Raw genomic sequence first — 24,857 nt, forward strand, 5'->3', positions numbered from 1 at the left:
AAACTTAGAGAATACTTCTGCATTCTTTCTGAATTACCACTCCTGGGCGAGTTCAAAGTATTATTGGACTACGTTACACCAACCCGTAGCTCTCTTGACCGAATAATAAGCTTCTACTACTCCCAATCGCTGTGTTTTTGATTAAAATCTGAAAGTTCTTGATGAATAACCATTACTATACGTGCTTCTTTTTTCTTTGTCAACAGCTATTTTCTAAAAAATAAAATGATGGAACTTTGTTTTTTATAGAACTCAGGACTGGTTATTTTGGTAAAAAAACCAGTCGTTTCACCTAATTTTCACCAACTCTGCTTACATTAAGAAATATGAAAAAGAGGTTGTTTTGACAAATACATAGCTGAGGAGAATGAATAGAGTGAAAAAGATGATGTACGTCCGATTCGGACTGGATCTTTTAATGGCCGTTACGTTTGTTTTATTTTTTAACAAACAAGTATTGGGAGGGTTAACGTTTCATGAAATTGCGGGGCTAGCGATTGCCGTCGCGTTTTTTACCCACGTGCTGCTAAACTGGCAGTGGGTAAAGAAAGTTACGGTTAAATTATTTGACCGCAAGCTTCCGCGCAGAACAAAGTTCGGTTACTTTTTAAATATCATGCTGTTGATTACGATGTCATTTATTATGATTAGCGGTATTTTTATTTCAAGAGTAGTATTTCCGAATATTAATGTTGGCAATGAACAATGGTTTAAGGTTTCACATATTTCGGTATCGTTTTTAGTGTTAATTTTAGTAGCCGCTCACATAGGCCTTCATTGGCAATGGGTTATAAATGTATGTAAAAACATAACGAGATTCAAAAAGTCAAAGAAAAGTTTAAGCATAGCAGCTAAGCTCGCAACCGTTGCCCTGTTAGTCGTTGGTATATACGAAATAAATGAGACGAGTTTTCTTGGAAAGCTTGGAGGAGTAGTGAGAGTGCTGAATTTAAGTTCCTCAGATATACCGCAAAAAGGCGGTGGAAAGCCGGATTTTGATCGCCATTCATTTAGCGAAAACAAATCTCCTGCGACGGCATCTGCTGGTCACAAACGCCCGAACTTTGATCATGATGGCGAAGGTTTTGAAAGAGGGATGAAAGGAAAAGAAGGCGGTTTTGAAAGTCCGAATCCTTTTATTGTAATCGGTACTTATTTTGCTATTATGTCGGTTTTTATTATTGTTATTTATTATATTGAAAAAATATTGTCAGGAGTAAAAAGACGCAAAAAAATGGCGGGTCCGGCTGCGGAAATTTAAAATAAAAAAACTCTCTATTTCACTGTTTTTTCATCGTACAGAAGTAAAATCATTTATGTAAAAGCGAATGCTTTGCAAAATTGATATGAGATAAACTTAGGTGGTGGAAATGGTGAAACAACACACACAGCCTGAAACGGAACATAAGAAAAATTGGTTTATTAATGCGCTATTGAATTTTGGTATTTATAAAAAAGGAAATCGGCACCTATACGAACTGACACTTCAAGAGTTAGAAGCTCAATATGTAAAAGTAAAAGCATTCATGTATAATCAGGGACCTCTTTCGCAATGATAAAAAAGCACTCAGTATATGAGTGCTTTTTTATATGAGAAAGTCTTATTCTTTGACAGGCGAAACTGTACAGATTAAAATCACAGTATATTTTAAAGTTACAGTTTTAAATGACACATATTATAAGAAGGAAAAACAGTTTCTACCTATAATATGCCAATATTTTTGACCGTATCATTTTTGGAGGGAAACAAAATGACAAATAAAAAGTATGAGCCGCTTTTACAGCCGTTTACTTTTTCAAATGGCATCAAATTAGATAACCGCGTTATTCTTGCGCCTATGACAAATTTTTCATCAAATGAAGATGGAACAGTATCAAATGCAGAAGTAGACTACTATGTACGACGTTCAAACGGTGTTAGCATGGTCATTACAGCATGTACATACGGAACGCCGAACGGCAAAGGATTTCACGGAGAGTTTGCTGCAGACAGCGATGAAATGATTCCTAGCCTGCGCCGTTTAGCAACAGCCATTAAAGATCAAGGAGCAAAAGCAGTTCTTCAAATTTTTCACGGAGGCCGCATGTGTCCGCCTGAGCTTGTTCCAAATGGAGAGGTTGTTAGCGCAAGTGCTGTTGCTGCAGAACAAGAAGGAGCACCGGTGCCTCGAGAGTTAACAAATGAAGAAATCGACGGCATTATTCATGATTTTGGTGAGATGACGCGCCGTGCTATTGAAGCAGGATTTGACGGAGTTGAAATCCACGGAGCAAATAACTATTTAATTCAGCAGTTCTTTTCTCCGCATTCTAATCGCCGCGAAGATAAATGGGGTGGCAGCGTAGAAAAACGATTAACATTCCCGCTAGCAATCGTAGACGAAGTAAAGCAAGCCGTTTCTAAACATGCAAAAGAGCCATTTTTAGTAGGCTATCGCTTCTCGCCAGAAGAGCCTGAAACGCCTGGAATTACAATGGCTGATACGTTGAAGTTAGTTGATGCACTAGCAGAAAAAGACCTTGATTACCTTCACGTATCGCTAATGGAATTCTGGTCAAAACCTCGCCGAGGCGTGGAAGATACTCGTTCACGTATTGAGATTATTCAAGAGCGCGTAGGAAGCCGCGTACCTGTGATGGGCGTAGGTTCTATTCATACAGCAGACGAAGCAGCAGCAGCTCTTGAAACCGGCATTCCACTGCTTGCGATTGGCCGTGAATTAATTATGGATCCAGACTGGGTTCAAAAAGTCAAAGAAGGCCGTGAAAATGAAATTGTGACAACATTAAGCAAAAAAGATCAGGAAAAGCTTGTGATTCCTGACCCGCTGTGGCAAGCCGTTATTAACACACCAGGCTGGTTTCCGGTTGAAGATTAAAAGAAAGACAGAAAAGCGCAAAGACGATGGGACTGACCCCGTGTCTTTGCGCTTTTTGCTTATTCATGGAACAGAGCTTATGAACCATTAATTTACAAATAGACTTCTTTATGTTTGAATAGTAATAGTTTTCTGAAAGTGAGGTGGAAAAATGAAAGCAGGCCCAATGGTAAAAATGATGGTTTCAATGAGTATTTTTGGTTCAATTGGCTTTTTCTCCACACAAACTGGACTTCCTTCTTTTGATTTAGTATTTGTTCGCTGTATTTGTGCAACGCTTTTTCTCGGAATGTGCTGGTTTGTAACCGGTGAATATAAAAGAGAGAAATGGAATGCCAAAGAAATAAAGCAGATTTTACTGTGCGGCATATTCCTTGTGTTTAACTGGGTGTTTCTATTTAAAGCATTTGAAATGATGTCCGTTACGGTAGCTATTTCTATTTATCATCTTGCACCCGTCTTAGTATTGCTTCTGGGAAGCTTTATCTTTAAGGAGAAATTAACAGTTCTTGGCGTTATGTCTATTTTCACTTGTTTTGTGGGAACACTTCTGATTATCGGGGTGAAGGAACTTACGATTGATGGCTTCATGTCTTCAGGAATACTGTGGGCGCTTTTAGCCGCTTTGTTTTATGCATGCACAACGCTGCTTGGCAAAGGAATTATTCATACGAGTGCTTACGCTGTTACATTTATTCAGACTTTTGTAGGGATTTTTCTATTATTGCCGTTTGTTCATTTTAGTGATTTTCATTTCTTAACAGCGGCCAATTGGACAGCTATTTTGGTAACGGGCTTTGTACATACTGGTTTAGTGTATTATTTGTTTTTCGACAGCCTGCGCTATTTAAAAACTCAGGTGATTTCGGTTCTAGTGTTTTTAGATCCAGCCGTTGCTATTTTATTAGATACAGCATTCACGGGATTTCGCCCGACGCTTTTTCAGCTGGCAGGCATTGTTTTGATCTTTTTAGGAATGCTTTTTACTTTGAAGCCAAAACCTTCATCTAAAAAAAGTATTTCCAATAGCAAGATTAAAAAAATCACATAGAATTTCTATTTCAACTGCAGGTCTTCATTTATTAGAAAAAGGGGAGCTAGTCATGAAAGTCAGTAAGCAAAACGCAGAACACTACGTGTGGGGAGGAAAATGCGATGGGTGGCACCTAGTGAAAAATAAAGACGTAAGTATTATTCATGAGCGCATGCCTCCTCATACGAAAGAGGTAAGGCATTATCACACGAGAGCACAGCAATTTTTCTTTGTGCTAAAAGGAACAGCTGCTCTAGAAGTAGACGGAATTATTTATGATGTAAAAGCACATGAAGGAATAGAAGTGCTTCCGTTCATTCTTCATCAAATGATGAATCGTTCGAGCGAAGAGATTGAGTTTCTAGTTATTTCACAGCCCTTTGCACACGGAGACCGCATAGCTGTTGATGAAGATAAAGACTAAGCATAGATCAGTCTATTTTTACTAGTCCTAACAGCAAGCGAAGAATAACGTCCAGTACAATAGTACCTTTTCATTCAGTATGTGAAATATTATGCCTAATAAAATAAAAATACTTTTATTGCAGAGCAGAAATGTGGTAAATTAATATGTATGCAATATAGGGAGAACAAAATTTACAAATTAACAATTGTGTAATATTAACATCACGATAAAAAATAAGAGATTACAAGTTGAAATGTAAATTTTGTAGATGACTAAAAAAAGAGATGAAGATGATATTGTTTGACAAATTGAATCATTTTCAGGTAATCTTTTGCAGGACGTAACCGTTACGATTTAATGTAGGGGACTTTCCTGAGGTTAGCTGAACATGAAATCTCTACTTTTTAGTGAAAGGAATTTGAAAATGAAAAAACTATTTTCAAAGCCGTTGTTTTACTTTTTTATAGCGGTTTTATTCATGTGGATCAAGTCTTACATGTCTTACAAAGTGGAGTTCAACTTAGATATAAGTGACTCAATGCAAAAAACGTTATTGTTTATTAATCCAATTAGTTCAACTTTGATCTTTTTAGGGTTAGCATTGTTTGCAAAAGGGAAAAGAGCCATCGTTTGGACGCTTATCCTTAGTACAATCATGACGGTCATTTTGTACAGCAATATTTTATATTATCGATTCTTCAATGACTTTGTGACATTGCCTACTTTAACGCAAACAAGCAATGCGGGTCATTTAGGAGGCAGTATCGCTGATTTAGTAAAAGCTCACGATATTTTTTACTTTGTAGATATCGTTTTACTGATTGCGCTATTGTTTGTTAGAAAAATCGAATGGCCAAAAGCACGCCTTAAATTCCGCTATACGTTCATGGTACTAGCGGCAGGAGCTATCGCTTTTGCAATTAACTTGCACTATGCTGAAAAAGATCGCCCTGAATTACTAACAAGAACATTTGATCGCAACTACCTAGTGAAATATTTAGGAGCATACAACTACACGGTGTATGATGCAGTTCAAACGTTTAAAAACTCAAAGCAGCGAGCATTCGCAAGCAGTGATGACTTAACAACAGTGAAAAACTTCAGTACAAGTCACTATGCAGCTCCAAATATTGAGTATGCCGGTAAAGCAAAAGGAAAAAACATTATTAAAATTCATCTAGAATCATTTCAGTCATTCCTGATTAACTACAAGTTAAACGGGCAAGAAGTAACGCCGTTTTTAAACTCATTAGCAAATGGAAATGAATTTATGTATTTTGATAACTTCTTCCATCAAACAGGACAAGGTAAGACAGCTGATGCAGAGCTTATGATGGATACATCATTATACGGCTTGCCTCAAGGATCAGCATTTAGCTTAAAAGGCCGCAACACGTACCAAGCAGCACCAGCGATCTTAGATCAAGAGGGCGGCTATACAAGTGCCGTTTTACACGGAGACTATAAAACGTTCTGGAACCGTAATGAAATTTATAAACAGTTCGGTGTGGATAAATTCTTTGACGCAAGTTATTACAATATGACTGGTGATAACAAAGTAAACTATGGATTAAAAGATAAGCCATTCTTCAAAGAATCTATGCCAATGCTACAGTCATTGAAGCAGCCTTTCTATGCGCATATGATTACATTAACAAACCATTTCCCATTTGTCCTTGATAAAGGCGATGCTAGCATTGAGCCGGCAAACACAGGAGATGGAACGGTAGACCGTTATTTCCAAACGGCTCGTTATTTGGATGAATCACTGCAAGAATTCTTTACAGAGCTAAAAGCTTCAGGCTTATATGACAACTCAGTTATTATGATTTACGGTGACCACTACGGTATTTCTGAAAATCATAACAAAGCAATGGAAAAAGTTCTTGGCGAGAAAATTACGCCATATAAAAACGCTCAGCTTCAACGCGTACCGTTCTTCCTTCACGTACCAGGCGTAAAAGGTGGAGTGAACCATACGTACGGCGGTGAAATTGACGTAGTACCTACGCTTCTTCACTTAGTGGGAATTGATAGTAAAGAGTATGTTCAATTCGGTACAGATTTATTATCAAAAGACCATGATCAGGTAGTAGCATTTAGAAACGGTGATTATGTTTCTCCGAAATACACGTCAATTGACGGCAAGTATTACGATACAAACACGGGAGAAAGAATCACAGCAACAGACGAAGCGAAAGCTTATAAAAAGAAAGTTGGAAGAGAGCTAGAACTTTCTGATAAAGTGTTATACGGTGATTTATTACGATTTAATAAATTAGATGACTTCAAACCGGTCGATCCATCAAAATACATGTATGGAAAAGACCAGGAAACAGAAAAGTAATGTAAGCTTTCAACCATACAATCCAAACAAGCAAGTAGAGGAGCTTTTTAAAAGCTTAGCTACTTGCTTGTTTTATGAGAACTTCATTGAAAAAGAAAGCTGGTGACAGAAACGTGGAGCGAACAAGACGCAAAAGAAGAAGAAGAGTTCGATGGGGCAGAGTGTTCTTTGCTTTGTTGTTTCTTTTTCTTATCATTGGAGGCATATACAGCTATTTCCAATATAAGCAAGGGCTATCAATGGCAAGCGATGGTAAATTTGCGGATGACGGCACGACATTTGAACAGTTTCAAGGCAGTCTCCCAAATAACGGAGAAGTAAATATGCTGCTGTTAGGAAGTGACTCGCGCGGGGAAGAGCATTCTCGTACAGACTCTATTTTAATTGCTCACTACGATTCTAAAAGCAAACACCCGAAAATTGTTTCCCTTATGAGGGATATGTACGTGGATATTCCAGGACATGGCAAGCAAAAACTGAATGCTGCTTACGCGTTCGGAGGTCCTGAGCTGCTGCGTCAAACGATCAAACAAAATTTTGATATCGATATTAACTATTATGCAGTTGTGGACTTCGAAGGGTTTTCAAAAATTGTAGATACGATTGCACCTGATGGCATTAAAGTAACCGTGCCTCACGATATGTCTTCAGGAATTGGTATGACGCTTCACAAAGGTACCCAAGTTTTACACGGTGAACAACTGCTTGGCTACGTGCGTTTTCGTCATGATAACATGAGTGATTTTGGACGCGTTCAACGTCAGCAAGAAGTCGTTTTAAAGCTTAAAGAAGAAGTAGCAAGCCTAAACAGCGTGTTTAAAATACCGAAGCTTCTCGGCGTAATGGATCCTTATATCGATACAAATTTAGATACAAAAAGCATGATGCTTCTGGCTAAAGATGTGGTAACAGGAAACATGAAAGATGTTCAAAGCCTGCGACTGCCGTTAGATGGATCGTTTGAAAACAAAACGTATAGCGGTGTGGGTATGGTGCTTGATATTGATTTAGACAAAAATAAAGAAGCGCTGCAAGAATTCTTAAATGACAAATAAAGAAAAGCCTCGAGATGCATTTCTCGAGGCTTTTTCCTTATACATAGACGATGATGCGTTTGAATGACGTAATTAAACTGGTCACTATACCGGAGCATACAACAATGAATAATGAATAAATAGCTGTATCGTTTTGAAGCAGTAAAATACCTGAAATAATAATAGATGCGTCAATCACTAAAATAATGATGCCGGGGTTTAAAGATAACCATTTCGCAAGTATCAGAGAAAATAAGTCGACCCCGCCTTGACTTGCGTGCTGCCGGAGCATGATGCCGGTTCCAATTCCGTTAAAAACACCTCCAAGGCAAGCGCTTAAGATAATGGGAAGGTGAAAAATCCCGTGAAGCGGAAACAACAAATCAATCATAACGGCTGAGAGAACCATGCCATAGATAGCATTTAAAAAATAAGAGCGGTTAAAACCTAGGGCGAGAAGGTAAATCGGCAAGTTCAAGCAAAAAATCATCACACCTACTTTATAGCCGAGTAAATAATTAATGATTAAACTAATTCCCGTAATGCCTCCTGTTACAAGCTGAAGCGGAAGAATAAAAACGTTAATTCCAATACTAACAAACACACTGCCAATTCCAATTGCAATCAATTTTTTATACATGCTGTCTCATCCTTGTCTATGAATCTCTTTATATGTATATGAAGACAAGCCGAGTTTCAGCACAAAGACCGCTTCAGAAACCATAATGAACGGATTAAATATATGCAAAGGAAGCTGTTTGAAAATGCAAATGTGTTGCATAAACATGGTTCACCATAGACAATAAGAACTAACGAAGAAGGTAAATGGAGGAGAAAAAATTGATCGTTCGAAAAGCTAGAGAAGAAGAAACATCATTTATTGAAACAGTGACGCTTGCTGCTTATGAGCAGTATGCAGCTGTAAAATCAGAAGCACACTGGAAAAGATATCGAAAGGGAATTTTACATACCCTGAGTGAAGAAAAGAAATTTGAGTGCATTGTAGCTGAAATCGATGGAGAAATGGCAGGAAGCGTTTTGTTTTATCCGCCGAATACGGATGTATACGGAGGATTGTTAAAGCCATTTCCATGGGCCGAAATTCGTCTGCTGGCAGTTGCTCCGTCTCATCGCCGAAAAGGAGTCGCCAACGCGCTTCTTGAAGCGTGTGAAAAAAAATCTCGGGAGCTAGGGTGTTCTTATTTAGGTTTACATACAGATCATTCAATGGAACATGCCATTAAGCTGTACACTAAAAGAGGTTACGTTCGCTTTCCTGATAACGATTTTTATCCGGTAAAAGATTTGCACGTTATGGCATTTAGAAAATCCGTTTAATCAAAAAAGCCTTTGAAATCATTGATTTCAAAGGCTTTTTTGAGATTCTGAATTTAAAATGACAAAAGCGAGAAAAAGAATAGCAGAAGCTAGCCAAACTGCTTTTGTCCCCAGGGTAAAAGTAGAAATAGAACCTAACAATGCACCGCTCAAAAAAGAGAGGATAATGGCGGTAAAACGAAGGCACTGATAAGCAGCGTTTTCATCGCGTTTGAATATAGCATAGTATGCTGCTTGAGAAGCAGTACGAAGGTTTCCGGTTGTCATGGTTGTATTATATGACCATTTTATCAAAGTTCTAAATGAAGAAACTTGAAGAGCAGCAACAAATGAAATTGTTACTGTAACCAACATATTAGAAACACTAGACGGTAAAAAACCAACGATAATGAGTACGACAATTTCTAAAAGCAATACGATACGAGAAGTATCAGGGAGTACAGATACAAATCGCGGCTGCTTAAATGTTTCGGTTACAGCAACACCTAGGATAAAGGCTACAATAGGGGGAATATGAAGAAAAGCTTCTGTCCATTGACCTTGCGCTGCCTTTACACCTAATAAGACGATATTTCCACTTTGTGCATTTGCGAATACTCCGTTTCTGCTTATATACGTATAAGCATCAAGAAAACCTCCCACAATAGCTAACAAAATTCCAAGGATAACTGAATTTGCCGTTGCAGCTTTTTTGAATCGTTTCGTTAATTGTAAAAAGTAAGATGATTTATTTGTGAGCATGTCTTCTTTCTGCCTCCTGAAAATCTAAGGTGCATTATCTAGTATAAGCAAAAGAGAAGCTTTTCTTCAATTACTGCGATTTCATAGAAAAAAGATAGGGTAGGTCCCTATCTTTTTTGTTATTTATATAACGTGACGATTCCAGTGGCGGTGAGCTGAAATAGCTTCAATAAATTCATCTGTAAAGCGTGTAGTTTCTCCAGTTACGACACCGGGACTGCTATCTAAACCAGCAGCTTTTAGCCACTTAACACCTTCATCCGTCGCGCCAATTGGTTTAAAATGCTCGAATGCTTCTTGAGCAAACGTCAGTGCTTCTTTACGAAACTTCTCATCAGCCGAGGCGCTTCCGACAACATAAATCGCATCGAATAAAACAGAATCACTTGTTAAGAACGTGTGCTGTACTTCAAGTTCTGACCCGTCTGTTCCTTTTACGTTTTGGAGGGTTGTGCTTACAATTTCAGGCTGAATGCCCTGTTGTTTTAAACTGTTTAACACTTGTGGTAGGTCACTGCTAAAGTCATTCGCTACAATGACAGCTACTTTACGCGTATTCGGCTTTTTAATCGTCTGTTCCTGACTAAGAGCCGGAGATGACTTGGTCACTGGCGCGTCTGTTCCTGATGGAGGCGTTGCACCAATCGCTTGTGCTACTTGTTTAGCTAGCACTGTACTGACGTTGGCAAACATATCAACAACTTGCTGCTGAACAGACTTGCTTTTCACTTTTCCAAGCTCAAAGCTAAAAGCACTGATAATATGCTCTTTTTCAGTGTCGCTCATGCTATTCCAAAATAGCGTTGCCTGTGAAAAGTGGTCTTTAAAACTTTCGCTTCGGCTTCGAACTTTTCTTCCTTCCACTTTTTCTTGATAGTGAGCATAACCGCCCTCTGACTCTGGTACAGGAGCCGGGGTATTGGCTGCTAGAGAGTTTCTGTGATAGCTGACAGGCCCTTTGTTAATCGTTTGACGTCCGTAACCGTCTCGTTGATTGTTATGAAACGGGCATACTGGACGGTTGATTGGAAGTTCGTGAAAATTCGGACCGCCAAGACGAATAAGCTGGGTATCCGTGTATGAAAACAATCTTCCTTGTAAGAGAGGGTCATTGGAAAAATCAATTCCCGGTACCACATGCCCCGGATGGAATGCGACTTGTTCCGTTTCGGCAAATACGTTGTCTACATTTCGATTTAAGGTCATTTTTCCAACCAATTTGACGGGAATGTCTTCTTCTGGCCAAAGCTTAGTTGGATCGAGAATGTCAAAGTCGAACTTAAATTCATCTTCTTCATCTATGATTTGAATGCCTAGCTCATATTCAGGATAGTCTCCGTTTTCAATCGATTCCCATAAATCGCGGCGATGAAAATCAGGGTCTTTCCCAGAAATTGTTTGAGCCTCGTCCCAAACAAGGGAATGCGTTCCGAGCACAGGCTTCCAGTGGAATTTGACAAAATGAGCTTTTCCTTCTGCATTAACTAAGCGAAAAGTATGTACGCCGAAGCCTTCCATCATACGCAAACTGCGTGGAATTGCACGGTCTGACATTGACCACATGACCATGTGAGCAGACTCTTGGTTATTGGCGACAAAATCCCAAAACGTATCATGTGCTGAAGCTGCCTGCGGCATTTCATTGTGTGGCTCAGGCTTAACAGCGTGAATTAAATCTGGGAATTTGATCGCATCTTGGATAAAGAACACGGGAATGTTATTTCCAACTAAGTCATAGTTTCCTTCTTCTGTATAAAATTTTGTTGCAAAACCACGGGCGTCGCGCACCGTTTCAGCTGAACCTTTAGAACCTGCTACAGTAGAAAAACGGACAAATACAGGTGTTTTTACAGACGGATTCTGTAAAAATTTAGCTTTTGTATATTCACTGAGCGAGTCATACAGTTCAAATTCTCCGTGAGCAGCAAAGCCTCGTGCATGAACGATGCGTTCAGGAATGCGCTCGTGGTCAAAATGCGTCATTTTTTCACGGAAATGAAAGTCTTCCATAAGGGTTGGACCGCGTTCACCTGCTTTCAAAGAAAATTCATCTTCGGAAAGCTTTAACCCTTGATTGGTTGTGAGCGCTTGGTTTCGATCATCTGTTTTAAACTGCTCGAGCTGTTCTTGCTTGCTTTTTTCATTTACAGGGTGCTTTTTTGTCATACATGTCTTCCTCCTTGATCTTCAGTTAATAATCATTACAAAATGTGTACCCTATCAAAAGTTGAAGCAAACAGAAATGTTGGAATTTTTTCGTAGGAAATCCGTTATTTTCTTGTTATGATTATGAATAAATATTCATAAATACAAAAATAAAAGGAGAGGGGATACATAGATGAAAACACGGGTAACAGATTTATTAGGGATTCAATATCCAATTGTACAAGGAGGTCTTGCGTATTTAGCGTACGCAGAACTTGCGGCTGCTGTCTCAAATGCAGGCGGGCTTGGACAAATTACGGCTATGACGCTCCGAACACCTGAGAAACTTCGAGCTGAAATTAAAAAAGTACGTTCTTTAACTTCGCGTCCTTTTGGCGTTAATTTTGCTGTTGGAGGTCAAACAGAAGGTTCTTATAAAGAACTTCTCGACGTAGCAGTAGAAGAAAGTGTGCCGGTTGTTTCCATAACAGGAGCAAATCCCGCACCTATTTTTGAGAGATTAAAAGGAACGGGAATTAAAACGCTCGTACTGGTAGCCAACGTGCGTCAAGCTCAAAAAGCTGAGAAGCTGGGAGCAGATGCTGTCATGGCAGTGGGGCAAGAAGCAGGAGGACATATCGGACGTGAGGATCTAGGCACAATGGTATTAATTCCTCGAGTAGCTGCGGCTGTGTCAATTCCGGTCCTAGCAAGCGGAGGGATTGGAAACGGACAAGGATTATTGGCAGCGCTATCATTAGGCGCTGAAGGGATAGAAATGGGAACACGTTTTATTGCGACAAAAGAATGTGTAGATGCCCATGATGCGTATAAACAAGCCATTATAGAAGCGAAAGAAACCGATACTGTGGTTATTAAACGTTCGTTCGGAGCACCTGGACGCGTATTGAAGTCCCACTACACTCTTGACATTATTAAGCGTGAGGAGCAAGGAGAGAGGTACGAAGAGTTAAAAGACGTCATTAGCGGAGGGGCAAACTGCAGGTATATTTATGAAAATAAAATTGATGAAGGCTATGGATGGGCAGGCCAAGTCGTTGGACTGATTGATAGTATCCCAACGGTGCAAGAGCTTTTTGACAGTATGAGAGAAGAAGTAGAAGCCGGTTCTGAACGACTGCTGAGTATCGTAGAAAAGAAGTAGAGATACAAGCCGTCATACTGCAGCAATTATTCGCATATTTATAATCTATATCTCTAAATGAGGTGAGAGAATGAAAAGGATGCGAGCATTTGCTATTATGACGTTTTTAGTAGTAGGTTCAGGGTATGCAGTTTTCACTAAAAAAGAAGAAGTTTTCAAGACTCAGCAAGCACAAGTGTACGAAGAAGCAAAGCCTGTTATTAAACAAATGGACAAACTGGATATTTGGCATAAAATCAGCAGCGGTTTAACTGAAGCGGGCTATGAATCAAGGGGCGTGAATTCTTCCCTTTATTCAAAAGACAGAGTAGAGCTGGATGTGTATATGGAGCCTTCCGTTTCAGCTGATGCCAAAACGCAAGAAACGATTAAACAAATGGTATATAAAATACTCGAAGAAAATAAGTTTCAGCAAAAGGCCTTTCATGTAACAATTAAATTCCTGCCCGAAAAACAAGCAAAATAGACTTGTCTCGGCCAGGAAATTTTTTTGTTAAATTGCTTTTTCATTGGCGGCTGGAATACTCTCTGGGAGAGAAATTTCAGCATTTTTGGGCTGATACGCAATTTTTCCGTCCAGCACATCATTTGCTTTTTGTAGATCTAATAAATTTTCCCATTGTGCGATAATAAAAGCAGCTACTGCATAACCAATAATATTAACTGTGGTCCGGTAATTACCCATAAAGCGATCAGGAGCGAGCATCAGAGCAACGGCTGCTACGGGAATGGATCCGGTTGCTGCTGCAGTAGCAGAGAGAGCAACAAAGGCTGAGCCTGGAATGCCAGCCATTCCTTTAGATGTAAGAAGAAGAACACCAAGCATTAAAAGCTGATCAGTGAGGCTCAAATCCACGCCCGTTGCTTGTGCTAAAAAGACGAGGGCGAGAGACAAGTAAATGGAAGCACCGTCTAGATTAAACGAATAGCCCGTAGGTACAACAAGGCCAACGACTGCTTTGTTGCATCCTGCTTGTTCGAATTTATCCATGAGCTGCGGCATAACGGCTTCAGTGGAACCCGTAGCAAATGCCAGCATAATTTCTTCTCGTATATATAGAATGACTTTCCACAAACTTAATTTTAAATAGATTCGTAAAATAACAGCTAAAACGAGAACAAATGCGAGACAAGCAATTGTCATAGCGATAAATAGCTTTCCGAATGCAGCAAGTGTTCCAAGACCGTACTGACTAACTGCAAATGCCATGGCACTAAACGTGGCAAGAGCCGTTAATTTCATAATGTATCCCATAATTTTAAACAACACATCATTTACTTTTTCCAATACATTTAAAAGGGTCTCTGCTGTTTTTCCACCTATATGGACAAGCGCGATGCCAAACAAACAAGAAATTAAAAGCACTTGAAGCATGGAGTTGCTTGAAAAAGCACCAACTGCACTGTCTGGAATCATATTAAGAAAAAAATCACCTTCACTCGGAAGTTCGGAGCCGTTAGTCTTCGCGTCTACTTCGCTTGTGCTTAAGCTTGAAGGATCAACATTCATACCGGTGCCGGGATTCATTACGTTTGCTACTAATAGACCGATCAATAGAGCGAATGTTGTGACAATTTCGAAGTAAAGAATGGTTTTTCCGCCGATACGCCCAACTGTTTTAATGTTTCCAACCTTGGCAATTCCAACAACGACTACTCCAAAAATAAGAGGAGCAATCAGCATTTTGATAAGCTTAATAAAACCGTCTCCAATCGGTTTCACAGCATTTCCAAAGCTTGGCCACAGATATCCTACGGCTATTCCAAGTACAATTGCCATCATAATTTGAAAGAAAAGACCTTTATAAAAAGGTTTTTGCTTACTTTTTGCCGCTGCTTGTGTCATGTGTTCTCCCTTCGTCGTACAATTTTTTAAATATCACAATAGATGTTATGTTTTTTTACATTTTAACGTAAGGTTGTTTGGAGTGTCATTGGTCTCTTTGACTAAAATTCAATAAAAATATTAGTTGAAGTGTATAAGAAGGGAAGGGAAGTGGTTTAAAACATTATTATTTTTAATGCAGATCTTTAAAAAAACTAATAAAAAGCACATGCAAAGGCATGTGCTTTTTATTAGTTAAATTAATTTAATTCCGCTAATTAGAATGATGGTTGCCATAATGGCTTGAAGCGGTCTTGAAGGCACTTTCGTTGATAAACGGCTTCCGATTAACACACCTGGAATAGATCCAGTTAATAGGTTAGCAGTCAACATGTAATCCACGCTTCCAAAGCTTGCATTTAAAATACCAGCCACCGTAACTAGAAGAAACGCGTGTGCAATATCAGTTCCAACCAGCTCAGATGTTTTGAGCTTAAATAAGTACAGCATCGCAATCGCAAATAATGAGCCCGACCCAATCGATGTTAGTCCGACAATGAATCCAAAGACTACGCCAATTCCGATTGTTAATCCTTTTTTCTGATTTAAGTCCATTTCTTGAAACCGATTTGGACGAATTAATTTATCAAAAAAGACGCGAAAGATAATTGAAATGGCAACCAGTGTCATGACGTATCCAAGAGCGTGCTTAATAATCGTTTCTTGATGCTCGTGAAAAGATGGAAATGCATGAAGTGTGACAATAGCCAGCACAGCGCTCGGAATACTTCCGAAGGCTAAATATTTTGCTAATTTAAAGTTAATGGTTCGCTGTTTGTAGTGCTGAGCGACTCCGAATAATTTTGTGATAGAATTGTAGACAAGATCTGTTCCTACGGCAATGGAAGGGTTAATGCCGAGAACAATCAGTAAAGGTGTTAATAAAGCGGCACCTCCAACCCCCGTTAAGCCTACAAGGGTTCCAACGAATAATCCCATTAAGGTAATTGATAGTTCCATATTTCGTCCTCCTACTCTCAAAACCAAGTACATTGATCTGATTATAGAGCATTGTAGCTCATATGTAAATAAAATTCTGAATATTTTTAGTGAAGTTGAAAAGGTTTTCTTAGCCTTCACTATTTTAGGGAACGGACGATAAAGTGATAGGAAGTTGTAAAAAAGTAAATAGAATACGTTTATTTATCTATGATTACGCTCTAATTTGTGTTACAAATGTAAATGCAATAAAAGAGTTTATTTTTATCTCATTTGAAAGACCGGTGAATGCATGAGTTTTGTCACGAAAGATTTGTTAATTAATTTTTTATTTATTTTATTGGCGCTGTTTTTAGTACAGATGTTTTATTTAATCAAGTATGCTAAAAAAATTCATTGGTGGAAAGATCGTTATATCGCGGTATTTCCGATTTTAGCTATTACCTTCTGCCTTTTGTTTCCGGTTAACGGAGCTTATGTCCCGGATGACTATCGAATGGATCTTCGAAGAATTCCTTATATTTTAGGAACGTTATATGGAGGCTGGCCGCTAGGAAGCTTGCTTTTTGTCTTTATTTTACTGCTGCGCTTGCTAATTGGCGGGTATGATGTAGGGTTTTTATCAACATTAATTGCTCTTCCGATTTTATCCATTCCTTTATTTTTCCTAACAAAATACTTTTTACATTTCTCATTAAAAAATAGAATTATCGTGAGCACCTGTCTTAGTATAATCGGTTCTTTATTAGCTATGCTTGTATCTATTTTTGTCTTGCACGTCACAAGCATTCCTATTAGCGTGTGGGTTCAATTCGCGATTTTAGATGTAGCAGGCATGTTTGTAATTACCATACTGTGGGAAGCGATACGGGCAAATTTACTAGTGCTGCAGCGCCTGATGAAAGCAGAGAAACTAGAAATTGTCAGTCATTTAGCTGCCAGCATCTCTCATGAAGTACGAAATCCTCTAACGGCAAGCAGAGGATTTATGCAAATGCTGCAAGAAGATGAAAAAGAACCTGCTAAAAAACGCTACATTTCCATTGCGATTAATGAACTAGACCGCGCAAAAGAAATCATTGATGATTACTTGCTGTTTGCCAATTCTGCACCAGAACGAAATGAAAAAATGAATATTTCAGAAGAGATCCATCACGTCACCCATATTATGACTCCTCTTGCTAATATGAATGGAGTCGCGATTGATTTTACATTTGATGAAGAAGTGAAGTGCTTCGTAATGGGAGAAAGAAGAAAGCTTCAGCAGTGTTTAATCAATTTATTTAAAAATAGTATTGAAGCGATGCAAGACGGAGGCACGTTAACTATTAAAGTAGGAAAAGAAGGCGGAGCTGTTATTGTGGATATTATTGATACGGGCTGCGGCATGACGCAAGAACAAATCAACCGGCTAGGTGAACCGTATTTTACAACAAAAGAAAAAGGTACGGGACTTGGAACGATGGTATCTTTCAGCATTATTCATTATATGAAGGGAAAAGTGAGTGTGTCTAGCGTAAAAGGAAAAGAAACGTGCTTTTCACTTGAGTTTCCACTTTGTGAATAAAAAGGTCGGGACAAAAGTTATTTAGTTGAAGGAAGATCCGAATGCGTTTGATTCTTGAGGGAGAATCAAACGCATTCGGATTTTTTCATTGGCAGGGTAAATGTAGGTTTCATCTATTTAGTCGCTTCTAGCGGTTGATGGGAGGGCAAGGCGAAGACTCCTGCAGGAAAAGCGGCACAGGTGAGAGCCCACAGGAGCGTACGCGACGAGGAGGCTTACCGGCCGCCCGCAGAAAGCGAAGTCTTGCACGGAAATTAACTGCGATGTCTCAAGCGATTCAGCTCATGTATCCCATTTATTCGACTTTAAATTGGAATGATTTAGTTACGTCTTAATCTCTTTTTAATGAAGTTCACTCACATACTGATCAATCATCGTCTGTAAATCCTCTAGCGTTGTCTTACTTTCGTCGACAGACAGCTGCTTTAACGATTGAAGGGCACTATCAACAACAAACTTGCGGGGATTTGATTGTTTAAACAGCTCTTCTTCAATAAAACTAATAAGCTCTGTGCATTTTTGACGTTCGAATTCATCCGTAAATTGTTTGTGAACCTGTTTTTTTAAATCGATAAGTGCTGCGGAAATGTCCTGTTCTATTTGATTTTTAGTATTGGGGCAAGATGGAAGCCATTCTTTAATCGTTTGCGGATCGAGCAAAATGTCTCTTGAATTTGCTACTTCGTCTACAAGAGGAAGCAGGCGCTTGACACTGTAGCTTATGATCTCATGCGGGTCAGTATTTGTGCCGTTAACCATAAAATTATAGTGAAAGTTGCGATGAAGCATGCCAAGAAACATAATTGCACAATCTAGCAGGTACGGTTTCTTTTCTTGTCCAAATAAATCAATGAACCGCTTGTAAACCCAGTTTACTTCAACAAACTGGGTTTTTTTTATGTATGCTTTTAAATCGGGATCATTGGAAACAAATACTTCTTCAAGTAATGTGAAAAATTTATGTTTATGATGGTTTTTCATCTGTGCATCAATCTGTTTAACAAATACATCTACATCGGTCAGGCTTTTACCAACCAGCAGCTGATTCCGCTCTTGTTCAATTGTTGTATGAAGCCAGGTGAAAACAGCGATTAATAATTCATTTTTTGAAGAAAAATAGTTGTAGAATGTTCCTTTCGAAATGCCGCTATAATCAATGATGTCTTGAATAGATGTAGCTTGAAATCCTTTTTCAACGAAGAGATGGTGTGCATTTTTTACAACTTGCTCTTTTCGGTTATTCATTATTATCACCTGAATGTAAAATTAGACTCATGGTCCAACTTTATGATACATGATTTAAAACGTTTACACAAATGTTCTTTTCAAAAAATGGACGATATCACGACAATATATTGATATAAAAGGATTATAGAACTGAAAAAGTCGATAAAATAAAGGACATGAACACAAGATTTTTCGCTTGCATAAATTGAACTCACAGTATAATATACTCTATGTAGAACATATGTCTAAAAAAATGAACTTAAAGTATAAGGAGGTATAATAATGAGTCAATCGATAAATCAAATGGAAAAGCCCCCTTATGGCATAATTGCTATTTTGTTAATTGGCGCTTTTATCTCATTGTTGAATGAAACGTTATTAAATGTGGCGCTTCCGTCTATTATGAAAGACTTAGATGTGACAACGTCAACTGTCCAGTGGCTTTCTACTGGTTATATGTTAGTGAATGGTATTATGATTCCAACTACCGCTTTTTTAATTCAGCGCTATTCTGTCAGAGGCTTATTTTTAACGGCGATGACTTTATTTACAGCAGGAACAATACTTGCCGGTGCTTCGCCCGTATTTTCGGTCTTGTTAACCGCTCGTATTATCCAAGCATCAGGCGCAGCCATTATGATGCCGCTTTTAATGAACGTATTGCTCACAAGTTTTCCGTTAGAAAAACGCGGAGCTGCGATGGGGATTTTCGGTTTAGTTATGATTTTTGCTCCGGCAATTGGTCCTACCTTATCAGGGTGGCTAATTGAACACTATGAGTGGAGAATGCTGTTCCACCTTGTTACGCCAATCGCTGCAATTGTATTAATAGGGGCTTTCTTTCTATTAAAAGACAAAAAAGAAAAAGTGGAAATCAATTTGGATTTTTTATCTCTTTTGTTATCTACAATTGGATTTGGAGGACTTCTATACGGATTTAGCTCGGCAGGGGATAAAGGCTGGGATTCTGTGGAAGTGTACGGCACGATTATCGTAGGAGCTGTGGCTCTGATTTTATTTATTACGCGTCAGTTCAAGCTTAAAACACCTATGCTTGAATTCCGCATTTTTAAATATCCAATGTTTGCTTTATCATCAACGATTTCAATGGTGATCACAATGGCACTATTCTCAGCCATGCTGCTAATGCCAATTTATGTTCAAACGGTACGAGGCATTTCTCCGCTTCATTCAGGATTACTAATGCTTCCAGGTGCGCTGCTAATGGGCGTGATGTCACCGATTACCGGGAAATTATTTGATAAATTCGGAGCGCGTGCACTAGCTGTAACGGGTCTAACGATTACAGCCGTTACGACGTATTTCTTCAGTAACTTAGAGCTTGATACGACGTATACAACGCTCATTACGCTTTACACGCTTCGCATGTTCGGAATGTCTATGGTGATGATGCCGGTTATGACAAACGGATTAAATCAGCTGCCGCAGCGCTTTAATCCTCATGGTACTGCGATGAATAACACGCTTCAACAAGTATCGGGAGCTATTGGTTCGGCTCTTTTAGTAACGGTGATGTCAAACCGTACAGCTACGCATGCAAAAGAGCTCGCTCAAGATGCAATGAGCGGAGCGGGAGCAGCGAATACAACCGCAGCCGGGGCAGCTCAAATGAAAGAACAGATTGGGATGCAGGCAATGGTACAAGGGATTAACGATGCGTTTGCCGTCTCAGTAGTACTAGTGGTGGTTGCCTTAATTCTTTCATTGTTTATGAAACGCGCAATGCCGGCAAGTGAAGATGAAGTGGTAAAGGAAAAAGCAGGACGCGAGCAGTTTGCTAAATGAAAAAGAAATCCCCGCTGAGACAGCGGGGATTTCTTTAGCTTGTATATCTAAAGCTTAAGCCCATTTTCTTTAATAATTTCCGGTAGCCGATGGACGTTTGATCAGCCATAATATGCGCTTCCATCTGCAGGTCTAAAGGCAAGTCTTCAGGTTTTTGGTTTTCAACCATTTCACGGTCTTCGTCAAAGACCCGAAGGTTAAAGTCATACACACCTTCAACGGGAGAATCTTTGTCAAAGTTTCGAGCGATTGGTGCGAATAAACGTGTTTCGCGGGCTGAAATAGGAGAGACTGCATTCATAATCCACAGCTCTGCGCCTTCTGGGAAGTATACTTTTAGCGTAGCTGTAAACGGCGGATAAACATCAAAGACGCGAAGCCATTTAAAATCAGGTGGATTTAAATGCTGCTGTTCTTTGGAATAATTGCTCACGGTGCTTGTATATTCTACATGAAGCCCATAATCTGTATCGCTTACTTTATATTTAGGCACAAAGGCGTTGTTTCGATCACCAAATGTGTCCGTGTGAACCCAGGCAAAATGAGCTACGTCTAAAAAGCCTTCCATTTGACGACCGGCCGAACCCATGATATCAAAGCTCGGACAAACAATCTGCTGAAAATCAGGATCCTCCCACGCATCGAAGTAAGGCAGGTTATCTTGTTCTCCTGTCAGGGAAGTCCACACTAATCCAAATCGTTCAATAACTGGATAGACGGCCATACACAGGCGGGGAGAAATGTTGGCATCAGGGTGAGCTGGAATCGACGTGCATGCGCCGTCCGTTGCATAGCGGAAGCCGTGGTAAGGACAGACAATTTCATCATCTTCCACCCAGCCCATGCTAAGCGGGGTGCCTCGGTGAACGCATAAATCACGAGCCGCTACTACTTTGTGTGTGGTACGGTATAGAACTAGATTTACATCTAGCAGTTTTACGGACGTTGGTTTCTCTGTTACATCACTGCAGCGTGCGACGGGGTACCAATACTTAGCGAGCGTCGTCCAATCTTCCAGGCTGAACGTGCAGTCTCTTGGGTAGGGAGTTGCCGTTTTTGATTTTGTCATGGTTGGTTGTTGTTCCATCTATTTTCTTCCCTTCTTTTGTAAGCTCTTTTACTAAGGGTAATATAAAAAAAGAAAATTCACACAATTTATGTAAGGAGTTCTAACATAAAATATGGAACTTTGTAGAAAGTGAGAATTTCAGAAGACGCAAATTAGAGAATATATCAATAAAAAATTTAAAAAAGCGCTTCCTAAATGAATTTAAACGTGATATAATTTTCCAAGACGCTGGTGTAGCTCAGTAGGTAGAGCACTTGCATGGTAAGCAAGAGGTCGCAGGTTCGATCCCTGTCGCTAGCATACTAAAAAACCTTCTTTCTTGTTGAAAGAAGGTTTTTTTATTTGTGTCGGCTTTAAAATTATTCTCCAAATTATTCTTTCCTGCCTTGTGAAAACTTTAACAGTTTGATAGCCTTACTAGGAGGCTGTGAGAAAATATGTGTATCTTTTCCACTATGTCTTATGAATCATATTTAGAAATATTCTTAAAAGAATGTTTATTGCCTCTAAGTGTTGGGTACACGAAACTAGGGGTTAAATTTCAACAGGGAGTGTGAACGATAATTTGATTACGTTTAAGAATGTGTCAAAGCAATATCCAGACGGTACGACCGCCGTGAAAAATATTAATCTAGAAATTAAGGAAGGAGAGTTTTTCGTTTTAATTGGTCCGAGTGGGTGTGGGAAAACAACCACCTTAAAAATGATTAACCGTCTTCATGATATTACCCAAGGAGAACTATACATAAAAGATAAGCTCGTATCGGACCACAACATACATGAGCTGCGCTGGAACATTGGTTATGTTCTGCAGCAGATTGCTCTTTTTCCTCATATGACCATCGCTGAAAATATAGCCATTGTACCCGAGATGAAGCATTGGAAGAAAAACAAAATCAAAACGCGCATTGATGAACTGCTTACCTTGGTAGGACTAGACCCAAAGCAGTATCGAAACCGAAAGCCGTCTGAGCTCTCAGGTGGCCAGCAGCAACGTGTAGGTGTAGCACGTGCCCTCGCAGCTGATCCCCCCGTTATTTTAATGGACGAACCCTTTAGTGCCCTCGATCCGTTAAGCCGCGAACAGCTTCAGCAAGATGTTATTAGCTTAAAAGAAAAAATCAAAAAAACATTTGTATTTGTTACGCACGATATGAGCGAAGCGATGACGCTTGGAGATCGTATCTGCCTAATGAAAGACGGGGAAATTGTTCAAGTTGGAACCCCAGAGGAATTCATTCAAAAGCCTAAAAATGAATTTGTAAAAACATTTATTGGAAATCAAGGAAATGCTTTATTTGAGACATTGGATATGTTTGTCAAAGAAAGTGAACAGCCAGACGTAGAACCTACTGAAGAGCTAGCTTCAACCGCCACTGTTCAGCAGGCAATGGACGCCCTTTACGACCATGAAGCAATAGCCGTGAAAAAAGGGAGCAAACGCATTGGCGTTGTAACGCGCAAAACTCTATTAGCGTTTCTTTCTGATAAAACGAAAGAAGGAGGAACGCTGTAATGAATGCACTAAGCACATTATTAGATCAACGAGGAGATGCACTGTTTCAAGCTCTTCTTGAACACATTCAAATTTCAGTACTGGCCCTTGTTATCGCCGTATTAATTTCAGTGCCGCTCGGACTGTACTTAACGAGGCATGACCGCATTGCTGAACCGATCATTGGTGTAACAGCCGTACTGCAAACCATTCCTTCACTCGCTTTATTAGGATTACTGATTCCTCTTGTCGGAATTGGAACCTTTCCCGCGGTTATTGCACTGTTTTTATATTCGCTTCTTCCTATTGTACGAAATACATATACCGGAATTAAAGAAGTGGACCCATCTTTAATTGAAGCATCCAAAGCCATGGGGATGAACTCATGGAGACGATTAATTAAAGTAGAACTTCCTCTAGCGCTTCCTGTCATTATGGCCGGAATTCGCACAGCGATGGTACTCATTATTGGTACAGCAACAATCGTGGCTCTTATCGGAGCGGGCGGACTCGGAAGCTTAATTTTGCTTGGTATTGACCGAAGCGATAATAGTTTGATTTTATTAGGAGCCATTCCAGCAGCATTATTAGCGCTTATTTTTGATGGAATTCTGCGAACGATTGAACACTCAGCTAAAAAAGGGTCCAAAAAACGCTCGTTTATTATGATCCTCGTATTAATACTCATTCTTGTTTCTCCGTTTGCAGCGATGAGCGCAACAAAACCAGACCTTGTTATCGGAGGGAAAATTGGTGCAGAACAAGATATTTTAATTAATATGTACAAAGAATTAATTGAAGATCAAACCGATATGAAAGTAAATCTTCGTTCGTCGCTTGGGAAAACGGTATTTGTATTTGAGGCTCTGCGTAACAAGGAAATTGATTTGTACCCTGAATATACGGGTACAGCCATTGTGACGCATCTAAAGGAACAGCCGGACAGCAAAGATGAAACAGAGGTGTACAAGCAGGCAAAAGAAGGATTTCAAAAGAAATTCGGCCTTGTCTATTTAGATCCAATGAAGTTTAATAATACGTACACATTGACCGTGACAAAAGAATTTGCCAAAGAAAACAATCTAACGACTGTTTCAGATTTGGCAAATGCAACAGATAAAGTAAAAGCAGGATTTACGCTTGAGTTTAAAGATCGTGAAGACGGCTATGTAGGCATTCAAAAAGAATATGGCCTTACCTTCCCGAATATTAAAACGATGGAGCCGAAGCTTCGCTATCGCGCTGTAGAAAAAGGCGATATTAACATGCTTGATGCTTACGCAACGGACCCTGAAATCAAACAGTTTGGTTTAAAAGTCTTAAAAGACGATCAGCAGTTCTTCCCTCCGTATCAAGGAGCGCCTGTGCTTCGTGAAGATACGCTAAAAGAGCACCCTGAACTGAAAAAAATCTTAAATCAACTGGGCGGTAAAATCAGTGATGACGAAATGCGTGAAATGAACTATCAAGTAAATGCGAAAGGAAAAACGGCTGAAGAAGTTGCTCATCAATTCTTAGTGAAAAAAGGATTAATTAAAGAGTAAAAACGAAGAAACAGAGCTAGGACAACAGTATGTTAGTTGAAAGAAGATCCGAATGATGAATCGTTCGGATCTTTTTAGTTTAGTTGTTTCTAGCAGTTGATTTCCCTTCAAGAAGTGATCTATACTCGATTATTTACTCCATTCGTCCGTCTTTAGATTGGCGTGATTTTGTTATGTCTCAATCTCTTTTTAATGCGAGAGAAGCATTAATGAAAACGAGGTTTTATGAACAAGCTA

The 24,857-nt window shown here is 39.4% G+C and carries 22 protein-coding genes, 1 tRNA gene and 1 other annotated feature (1 of these 24 cut by a window edge); of the genes, 16 read left to right on the forward strand and 7 right to left on the reverse strand.

The window, feature by feature from the left end; all coding sequences use genetic code 11:
* Positions 1–139: a binding site (T-box leader), on the reverse strand (it extends 93 nt beyond the left edge of the window).
* Positions 140–376: 237 nt separating this feature from the next.
* The 7 genes from ACFX4E_RS04795 (at position 377) to ACFX4E_RS04825 (ending at position 7,720) form a co-directional block, all read left to right on the forward strand.
* The gene (locus tag ACFX4E_RS04795; RefSeq protein WP_098792036.1) at positions 377–1,261 is read left to right on the forward strand and encodes a DUF4405 domain-containing protein; all 885 of its coding nucleotides are present in this window, start codon (positions 377–379) and stop codon (positions 1,259–1,261) included.
* 109 nt (positions 1,262–1,370) lie between these two features.
* Complete coding sequence (locus ACFX4E_RS04800) at positions 1,371–1,556, forward strand: Fur-regulated basic protein FbpA (protein ID WP_057234040.1); 186 nt, start codon at positions 1,371–1,373, stop codon at positions 1,554–1,556.
* A gap of 195 nt (positions 1,557–1,751) precedes the next feature.
* Positions 1,752–2,879, forward strand: a complete 1,128-nt coding sequence (locus tag ACFX4E_RS04805; RefSeq protein ID WP_253351755.1) for an NADH-dependent flavin oxidoreductase — start codon at positions 1,752–1,754, stop codon at positions 2,877–2,879.
* Between the two features lie 151 nt (positions 2,880–3,030).
* Positions 3,031–3,930: a DMT family transporter gene (locus ACFX4E_RS04810; protein WP_060747147.1), complete on the forward strand. Its 900-nt coding sequence runs from the start codon at positions 3,031–3,033 to the stop codon at positions 3,928–3,930.
* A gap of 52 nt (positions 3,931–3,982) precedes the next feature.
* Positions 3,983–4,336: a cupin domain-containing protein gene (locus ACFX4E_RS04815; protein ID WP_060747148.1), complete on the forward strand. Its 354-nt coding sequence runs from the start codon at positions 3,983–3,985 to the stop codon at positions 4,334–4,336.
* Between the two features lie 406 nt (positions 4,337–4,742).
* Positions 4,743–6,665 carry a lipoteichoic acid synthase gene (gene ltaS, locus ACFX4E_RS04820; RefSeq protein ID WP_028410968.1) on the forward strand — a complete coding sequence of 641 codons (1,923 nt, stop codon included), beginning with the start codon at positions 4,743–4,745 and terminating at the stop codon, positions 6,663–6,665.
* Between the two features lie 74 nt (positions 6,666–6,739).
* Entirely contained in the window at positions 6,740–7,720 is a 981-nt protein-coding gene (locus ACFX4E_RS04825) for an LCP family protein (RefSeq protein WP_377237848.1), read from the forward strand.
* 37 nt (positions 7,721–7,757) lie between these two features.
* On the opposite strand, the gene ACFX4E_RS04830 is transcribed toward ACFX4E_RS04825, so the two are convergent.
* Positions 7,758–8,339, reverse strand: a complete 582-nt coding sequence (locus tag ACFX4E_RS04830) for a YitT family protein (RefSeq protein WP_013058630.1) — start codon at positions 8,337–8,339, stop codon at positions 7,758–7,760.
* 200 nt (positions 8,340–8,539) lie between these two features.
* On the opposite strand from ACFX4E_RS04830, the gene ACFX4E_RS04835 reads away from it, so the two are divergent.
* On the forward strand, positions 8,540–9,037 hold the full coding sequence (locus ACFX4E_RS04835; RefSeq protein WP_028410970.1) for a GNAT family N-acetyltransferase: 498 nt from the start codon (positions 8,540–8,542) through the stop codon (positions 9,035–9,037).
* Positions 9,038–9,064: 27 nt separating this feature from the next.
* On the opposite strand, the gene ACFX4E_RS04840 is transcribed toward ACFX4E_RS04835, so the two are convergent.
* The gene (locus ACFX4E_RS04840) at positions 9,065–9,778 is read right to left on the reverse strand and encodes a YoaK family protein (RefSeq protein ID WP_028410971.1); all 714 of its coding nucleotides are present in this window, start codon (positions 9,776–9,778) and stop codon (positions 9,065–9,067) included.
* Positions 9,779–9,901: 123 nt separating this feature from the next.
* On the reverse strand, positions 9,902–11,944 hold the full coding sequence (locus tag ACFX4E_RS04845; protein WP_098249119.1) for a catalase: 2,043 nt from the start codon (positions 11,942–11,944) through the stop codon (positions 9,902–9,904).
* Between the two features lie 172 nt (positions 11,945–12,116).
* Here ACFX4E_RS04845 and ACFX4E_RS04850 point away from each other — a divergent pair, with 172 nt between their 5' ends.
* Positions 12,117–13,088 carry an NAD(P)H-dependent flavin oxidoreductase gene (locus ACFX4E_RS04850; protein ID WP_028410973.1) on the forward strand — a complete coding sequence of 324 codons (972 nt, stop codon included), beginning with the start codon at positions 12,117–12,119 and terminating at the stop codon, positions 13,086–13,088.
* Positions 13,089–13,158: 70 nt separating this feature from the next.
* Positions 13,159–13,554 (forward strand): hypothetical protein, encoded by a 396-nt coding sequence (locus ACFX4E_RS04855; RefSeq protein ID WP_013058625.1) that lies wholly within the window; start codon positions 13,159–13,161, stop codon positions 13,552–13,554.
* A 27-nt stretch (positions 13,555–13,581) separates the two neighbouring features.
* Here ACFX4E_RS04855 and ACFX4E_RS04860 read toward each other — a convergent pair whose 3' ends face one another.
* Together ACFX4E_RS04860 and ACFX4E_RS04865 are read right to left on the reverse strand one after the other, a co-directional pair.
* The gene (locus ACFX4E_RS04860) at positions 13,582–14,934 is read right to left on the reverse strand and encodes a cation:dicarboxylate symporter family transporter (RefSeq protein WP_028410974.1); all 1,353 of its coding nucleotides are present in this window, start codon (positions 14,932–14,934) and stop codon (positions 13,582–13,584) included.
* A 234-nt stretch (positions 14,935–15,168) separates the two neighbouring features.
* Positions 15,169–15,933, reverse strand: a complete 765-nt coding sequence (locus ACFX4E_RS04865) for a sulfite exporter TauE/SafE family protein (RefSeq protein WP_025750122.1) — start codon at positions 15,931–15,933, stop codon at positions 15,169–15,171.
* 271 nt (positions 15,934–16,204) lie between these two features.
* Here ACFX4E_RS04865 and ACFX4E_RS04870 point away from each other — a divergent pair, with 271 nt between their 5' ends.
* Both ACFX4E_RS04870 and ACFX4E_RS04875 read left to right on the forward strand, forming a co-directional pair.
* On the forward strand, positions 16,205–17,479 hold the full coding sequence (locus ACFX4E_RS04870) for an ATP-binding protein (RefSeq protein WP_028410975.1): 1,275 nt from the start codon (positions 16,205–16,207) through the stop codon (positions 17,477–17,479).
* A 137-nt stretch (positions 17,480–17,616) separates the two neighbouring features.
* Positions 17,617–17,814 carry a hypothetical protein gene (locus tag ACFX4E_RS04875; protein ID WP_240717348.1) on the forward strand — a complete coding sequence of 66 codons (198 nt, stop codon included), beginning with the start codon at positions 17,617–17,619 and terminating at the stop codon, positions 17,812–17,814.
* 7 nt (positions 17,815–17,821) lie between these two features.
* Here the strand turns inward: ACFX4E_RS04875 and ACFX4E_RS04880 are convergent, their stop codons facing one another.
* Entirely contained in the window at positions 17,822–18,724 is a 903-nt protein-coding gene (locus ACFX4E_RS04880; protein WP_028410976.1) for a TetR/AcrR family transcriptional regulator, read from the reverse strand.
* Positions 18,725–18,988: 264 nt separating this feature from the next.
* Here ACFX4E_RS04880 and ACFX4E_RS04885 point away from each other — a divergent pair, with 264 nt between their 5' ends.
* The gene (locus ACFX4E_RS04885; protein WP_098526136.1) at positions 18,989–20,512 is read left to right on the forward strand and encodes a DHA2 family efflux MFS transporter permease subunit; all 1,524 of its coding nucleotides are present in this window, start codon (positions 18,989–18,991) and stop codon (positions 20,510–20,512) included.
* Positions 20,513–20,546: 34 nt separating this feature from the next.
* On the opposite strand, the gene ACFX4E_RS04890 is transcribed toward ACFX4E_RS04885, so the two are convergent.
* Positions 20,547–21,599, reverse strand: coding sequence for an aromatic ring-hydroxylating oxygenase subunit alpha (locus ACFX4E_RS04890; protein WP_063248321.1), 1,053 nt, complete (start codon positions 21,597–21,599; stop codon positions 20,547–20,549).
* Between the two features lie 209 nt (positions 21,600–21,808).
* Between ACFX4E_RS04890 and ACFX4E_RS04895 the strand changes: the two genes are divergently transcribed.
* The 3 genes from ACFX4E_RS04895 (at position 21,809) to ACFX4E_RS04905 (ending at position 24,620) form a co-directional block, all read left to right on the forward strand.
* A tRNA-Thr gene (locus ACFX4E_RS04895) sits at positions 21,809–21,881 on the forward strand.
* A gap of 265 nt (positions 21,882–22,146) precedes the next feature.
* Positions 22,147–23,097: an ABC transporter ATP-binding protein gene (locus ACFX4E_RS04900; RefSeq protein WP_098579882.1), complete on the forward strand. Its 951-nt coding sequence runs from the start codon at positions 22,147–22,149 to the stop codon at positions 23,095–23,097.
* Complete coding sequence (locus tag ACFX4E_RS04905) at positions 23,097–24,620, forward strand: ABC transporter permease/substrate-binding protein (RefSeq protein ID WP_028410980.1); 1,524 nt, start codon at positions 23,097–23,099, stop codon at positions 24,618–24,620. Before ACFX4E_RS04900 ends, ACFX4E_RS04905 begins: the two co-directional genes overlap by 1 nt.
* Positions 24,621–24,857: the final 237 nt, after the last annotated feature.

The sequence above is a fragment of the Priestia sp. YIM B13491 genome, from assembly GCF_042787605.1.
GTDB lineage: Bacteria > Bacillota > Bacilli > Bacillales > Bacillaceae_H > Priestia > Priestia megaterium_E.

Bases quoted from the DNA above. Each gene is read 5' to 3' on its own strand.
- ACFX4E_RS04800 (WP_057234040.1), top strand. From the start codon at position 1,371: ATGGTGAAACAACACACACAGCCTGAAACGGAACATAAGAAAAATTGG.
- ACFX4E_RS04805 (WP_253351755.1), top strand. From the start codon at position 1,752: ATGACAAATAAAAAGTATGAGCCGCTTTTACAGCCGTTTACTTTTTCA.
- ACFX4E_RS04810 (WP_060747147.1), top strand. From the start codon at position 3,031: ATGAAAGCAGGCCCAATGGTAAAAATGATGGTTTCAATGAGTATTTTT.
- ACFX4E_RS04815 (WP_060747148.1), top strand. From the start codon at position 3,983: ATGAAAGTCAGTAAGCAAAACGCAGAACACTACGTGTGGGGAGGAAAA.
- ltaS (WP_028410968.1), top strand. From the start codon at position 4,743: ATGAAAAAACTATTTTCAAAGCCGTTGTTTTACTTTTTTATAGCGGTT.
- ACFX4E_RS04825 (WP_377237848.1), top strand. From the start codon at position 6,740: ATGAGAACTTCATTGAAAAAGAAAGCTGGTGACAGAAACGTGGAGCGA.
- ACFX4E_RS04830 (WP_013058630.1), bottom strand. From the start codon at position 8,339: ATGTATAAAAAATTGATTGCAATTGGAATTGGCAGTGTGTTTGTTAGT.
- ACFX4E_RS04840 (WP_028410971.1), bottom strand. From the start codon at position 9,778: ATGCTCACAAATAAATCATCTTACTTTTTACAATTAACGAAACGATTC.
- ACFX4E_RS04845 (WP_098249119.1), bottom strand. From the start codon at position 11,944: ATGACAAAAAAGCACCCTGTAAATGAAAAAAGCAAGCAAGAACAGCTC.
- ACFX4E_RS04850 (WP_028410973.1), top strand. From the start codon at position 12,117: ATGAAAACACGGGTAACAGATTTATTAGGGATTCAATATCCAATTGTA.
- ACFX4E_RS04855 (WP_013058625.1), top strand. From the start codon at position 13,159: ATGAAAAGGATGCGAGCATTTGCTATTATGACGTTTTTAGTAGTAGGT.
- ACFX4E_RS04860 (WP_028410974.1), bottom strand. From the start codon at position 14,934: ATGACACAAGCAGCGGCAAAAAGTAAGCAAAAACCTTTTTATAAAGGT.
- ACFX4E_RS04865 (WP_025750122.1), bottom strand. From the start codon at position 15,933: ATGGAACTATCAATTACCTTAATGGGATTATTCGTTGGAACCCTTGTA.
- ACFX4E_RS04870 (WP_028410975.1), top strand. From the start codon at position 16,205: ATGAGTTTTGTCACGAAAGATTTGTTAATTAATTTTTTATTTATTTTA.
- ACFX4E_RS04875 (WP_240717348.1), top strand. From the start codon at position 17,617: ATGGGAGGGCAAGGCGAAGACTCCTGCAGGAAAAGCGGCACAGGTGAG.
- ACFX4E_RS04880 (WP_028410976.1), bottom strand. From the start codon at position 18,724: ATGAATAACCGAAAAGAGCAAGTTGTAAAAAATGCACACCATCTCTTC.
- ACFX4E_RS04885 (WP_098526136.1), top strand. From the start codon at position 18,989: ATGAGTCAATCGATAAATCAAATGGAAAAGCCCCCTTATGGCATAATT.
- ACFX4E_RS04890 (WP_063248321.1), bottom strand. From the start codon at position 21,599: ATGGAACAACAACCAACCATGACAAAATCAAAAACGGCAACTCCCTAC.
- ACFX4E_RS04905 (WP_028410980.1), top strand. From the start codon at position 23,097: ATGAATGCACTAAGCACATTATTAGATCAACGAGGAGATGCACTGTTT.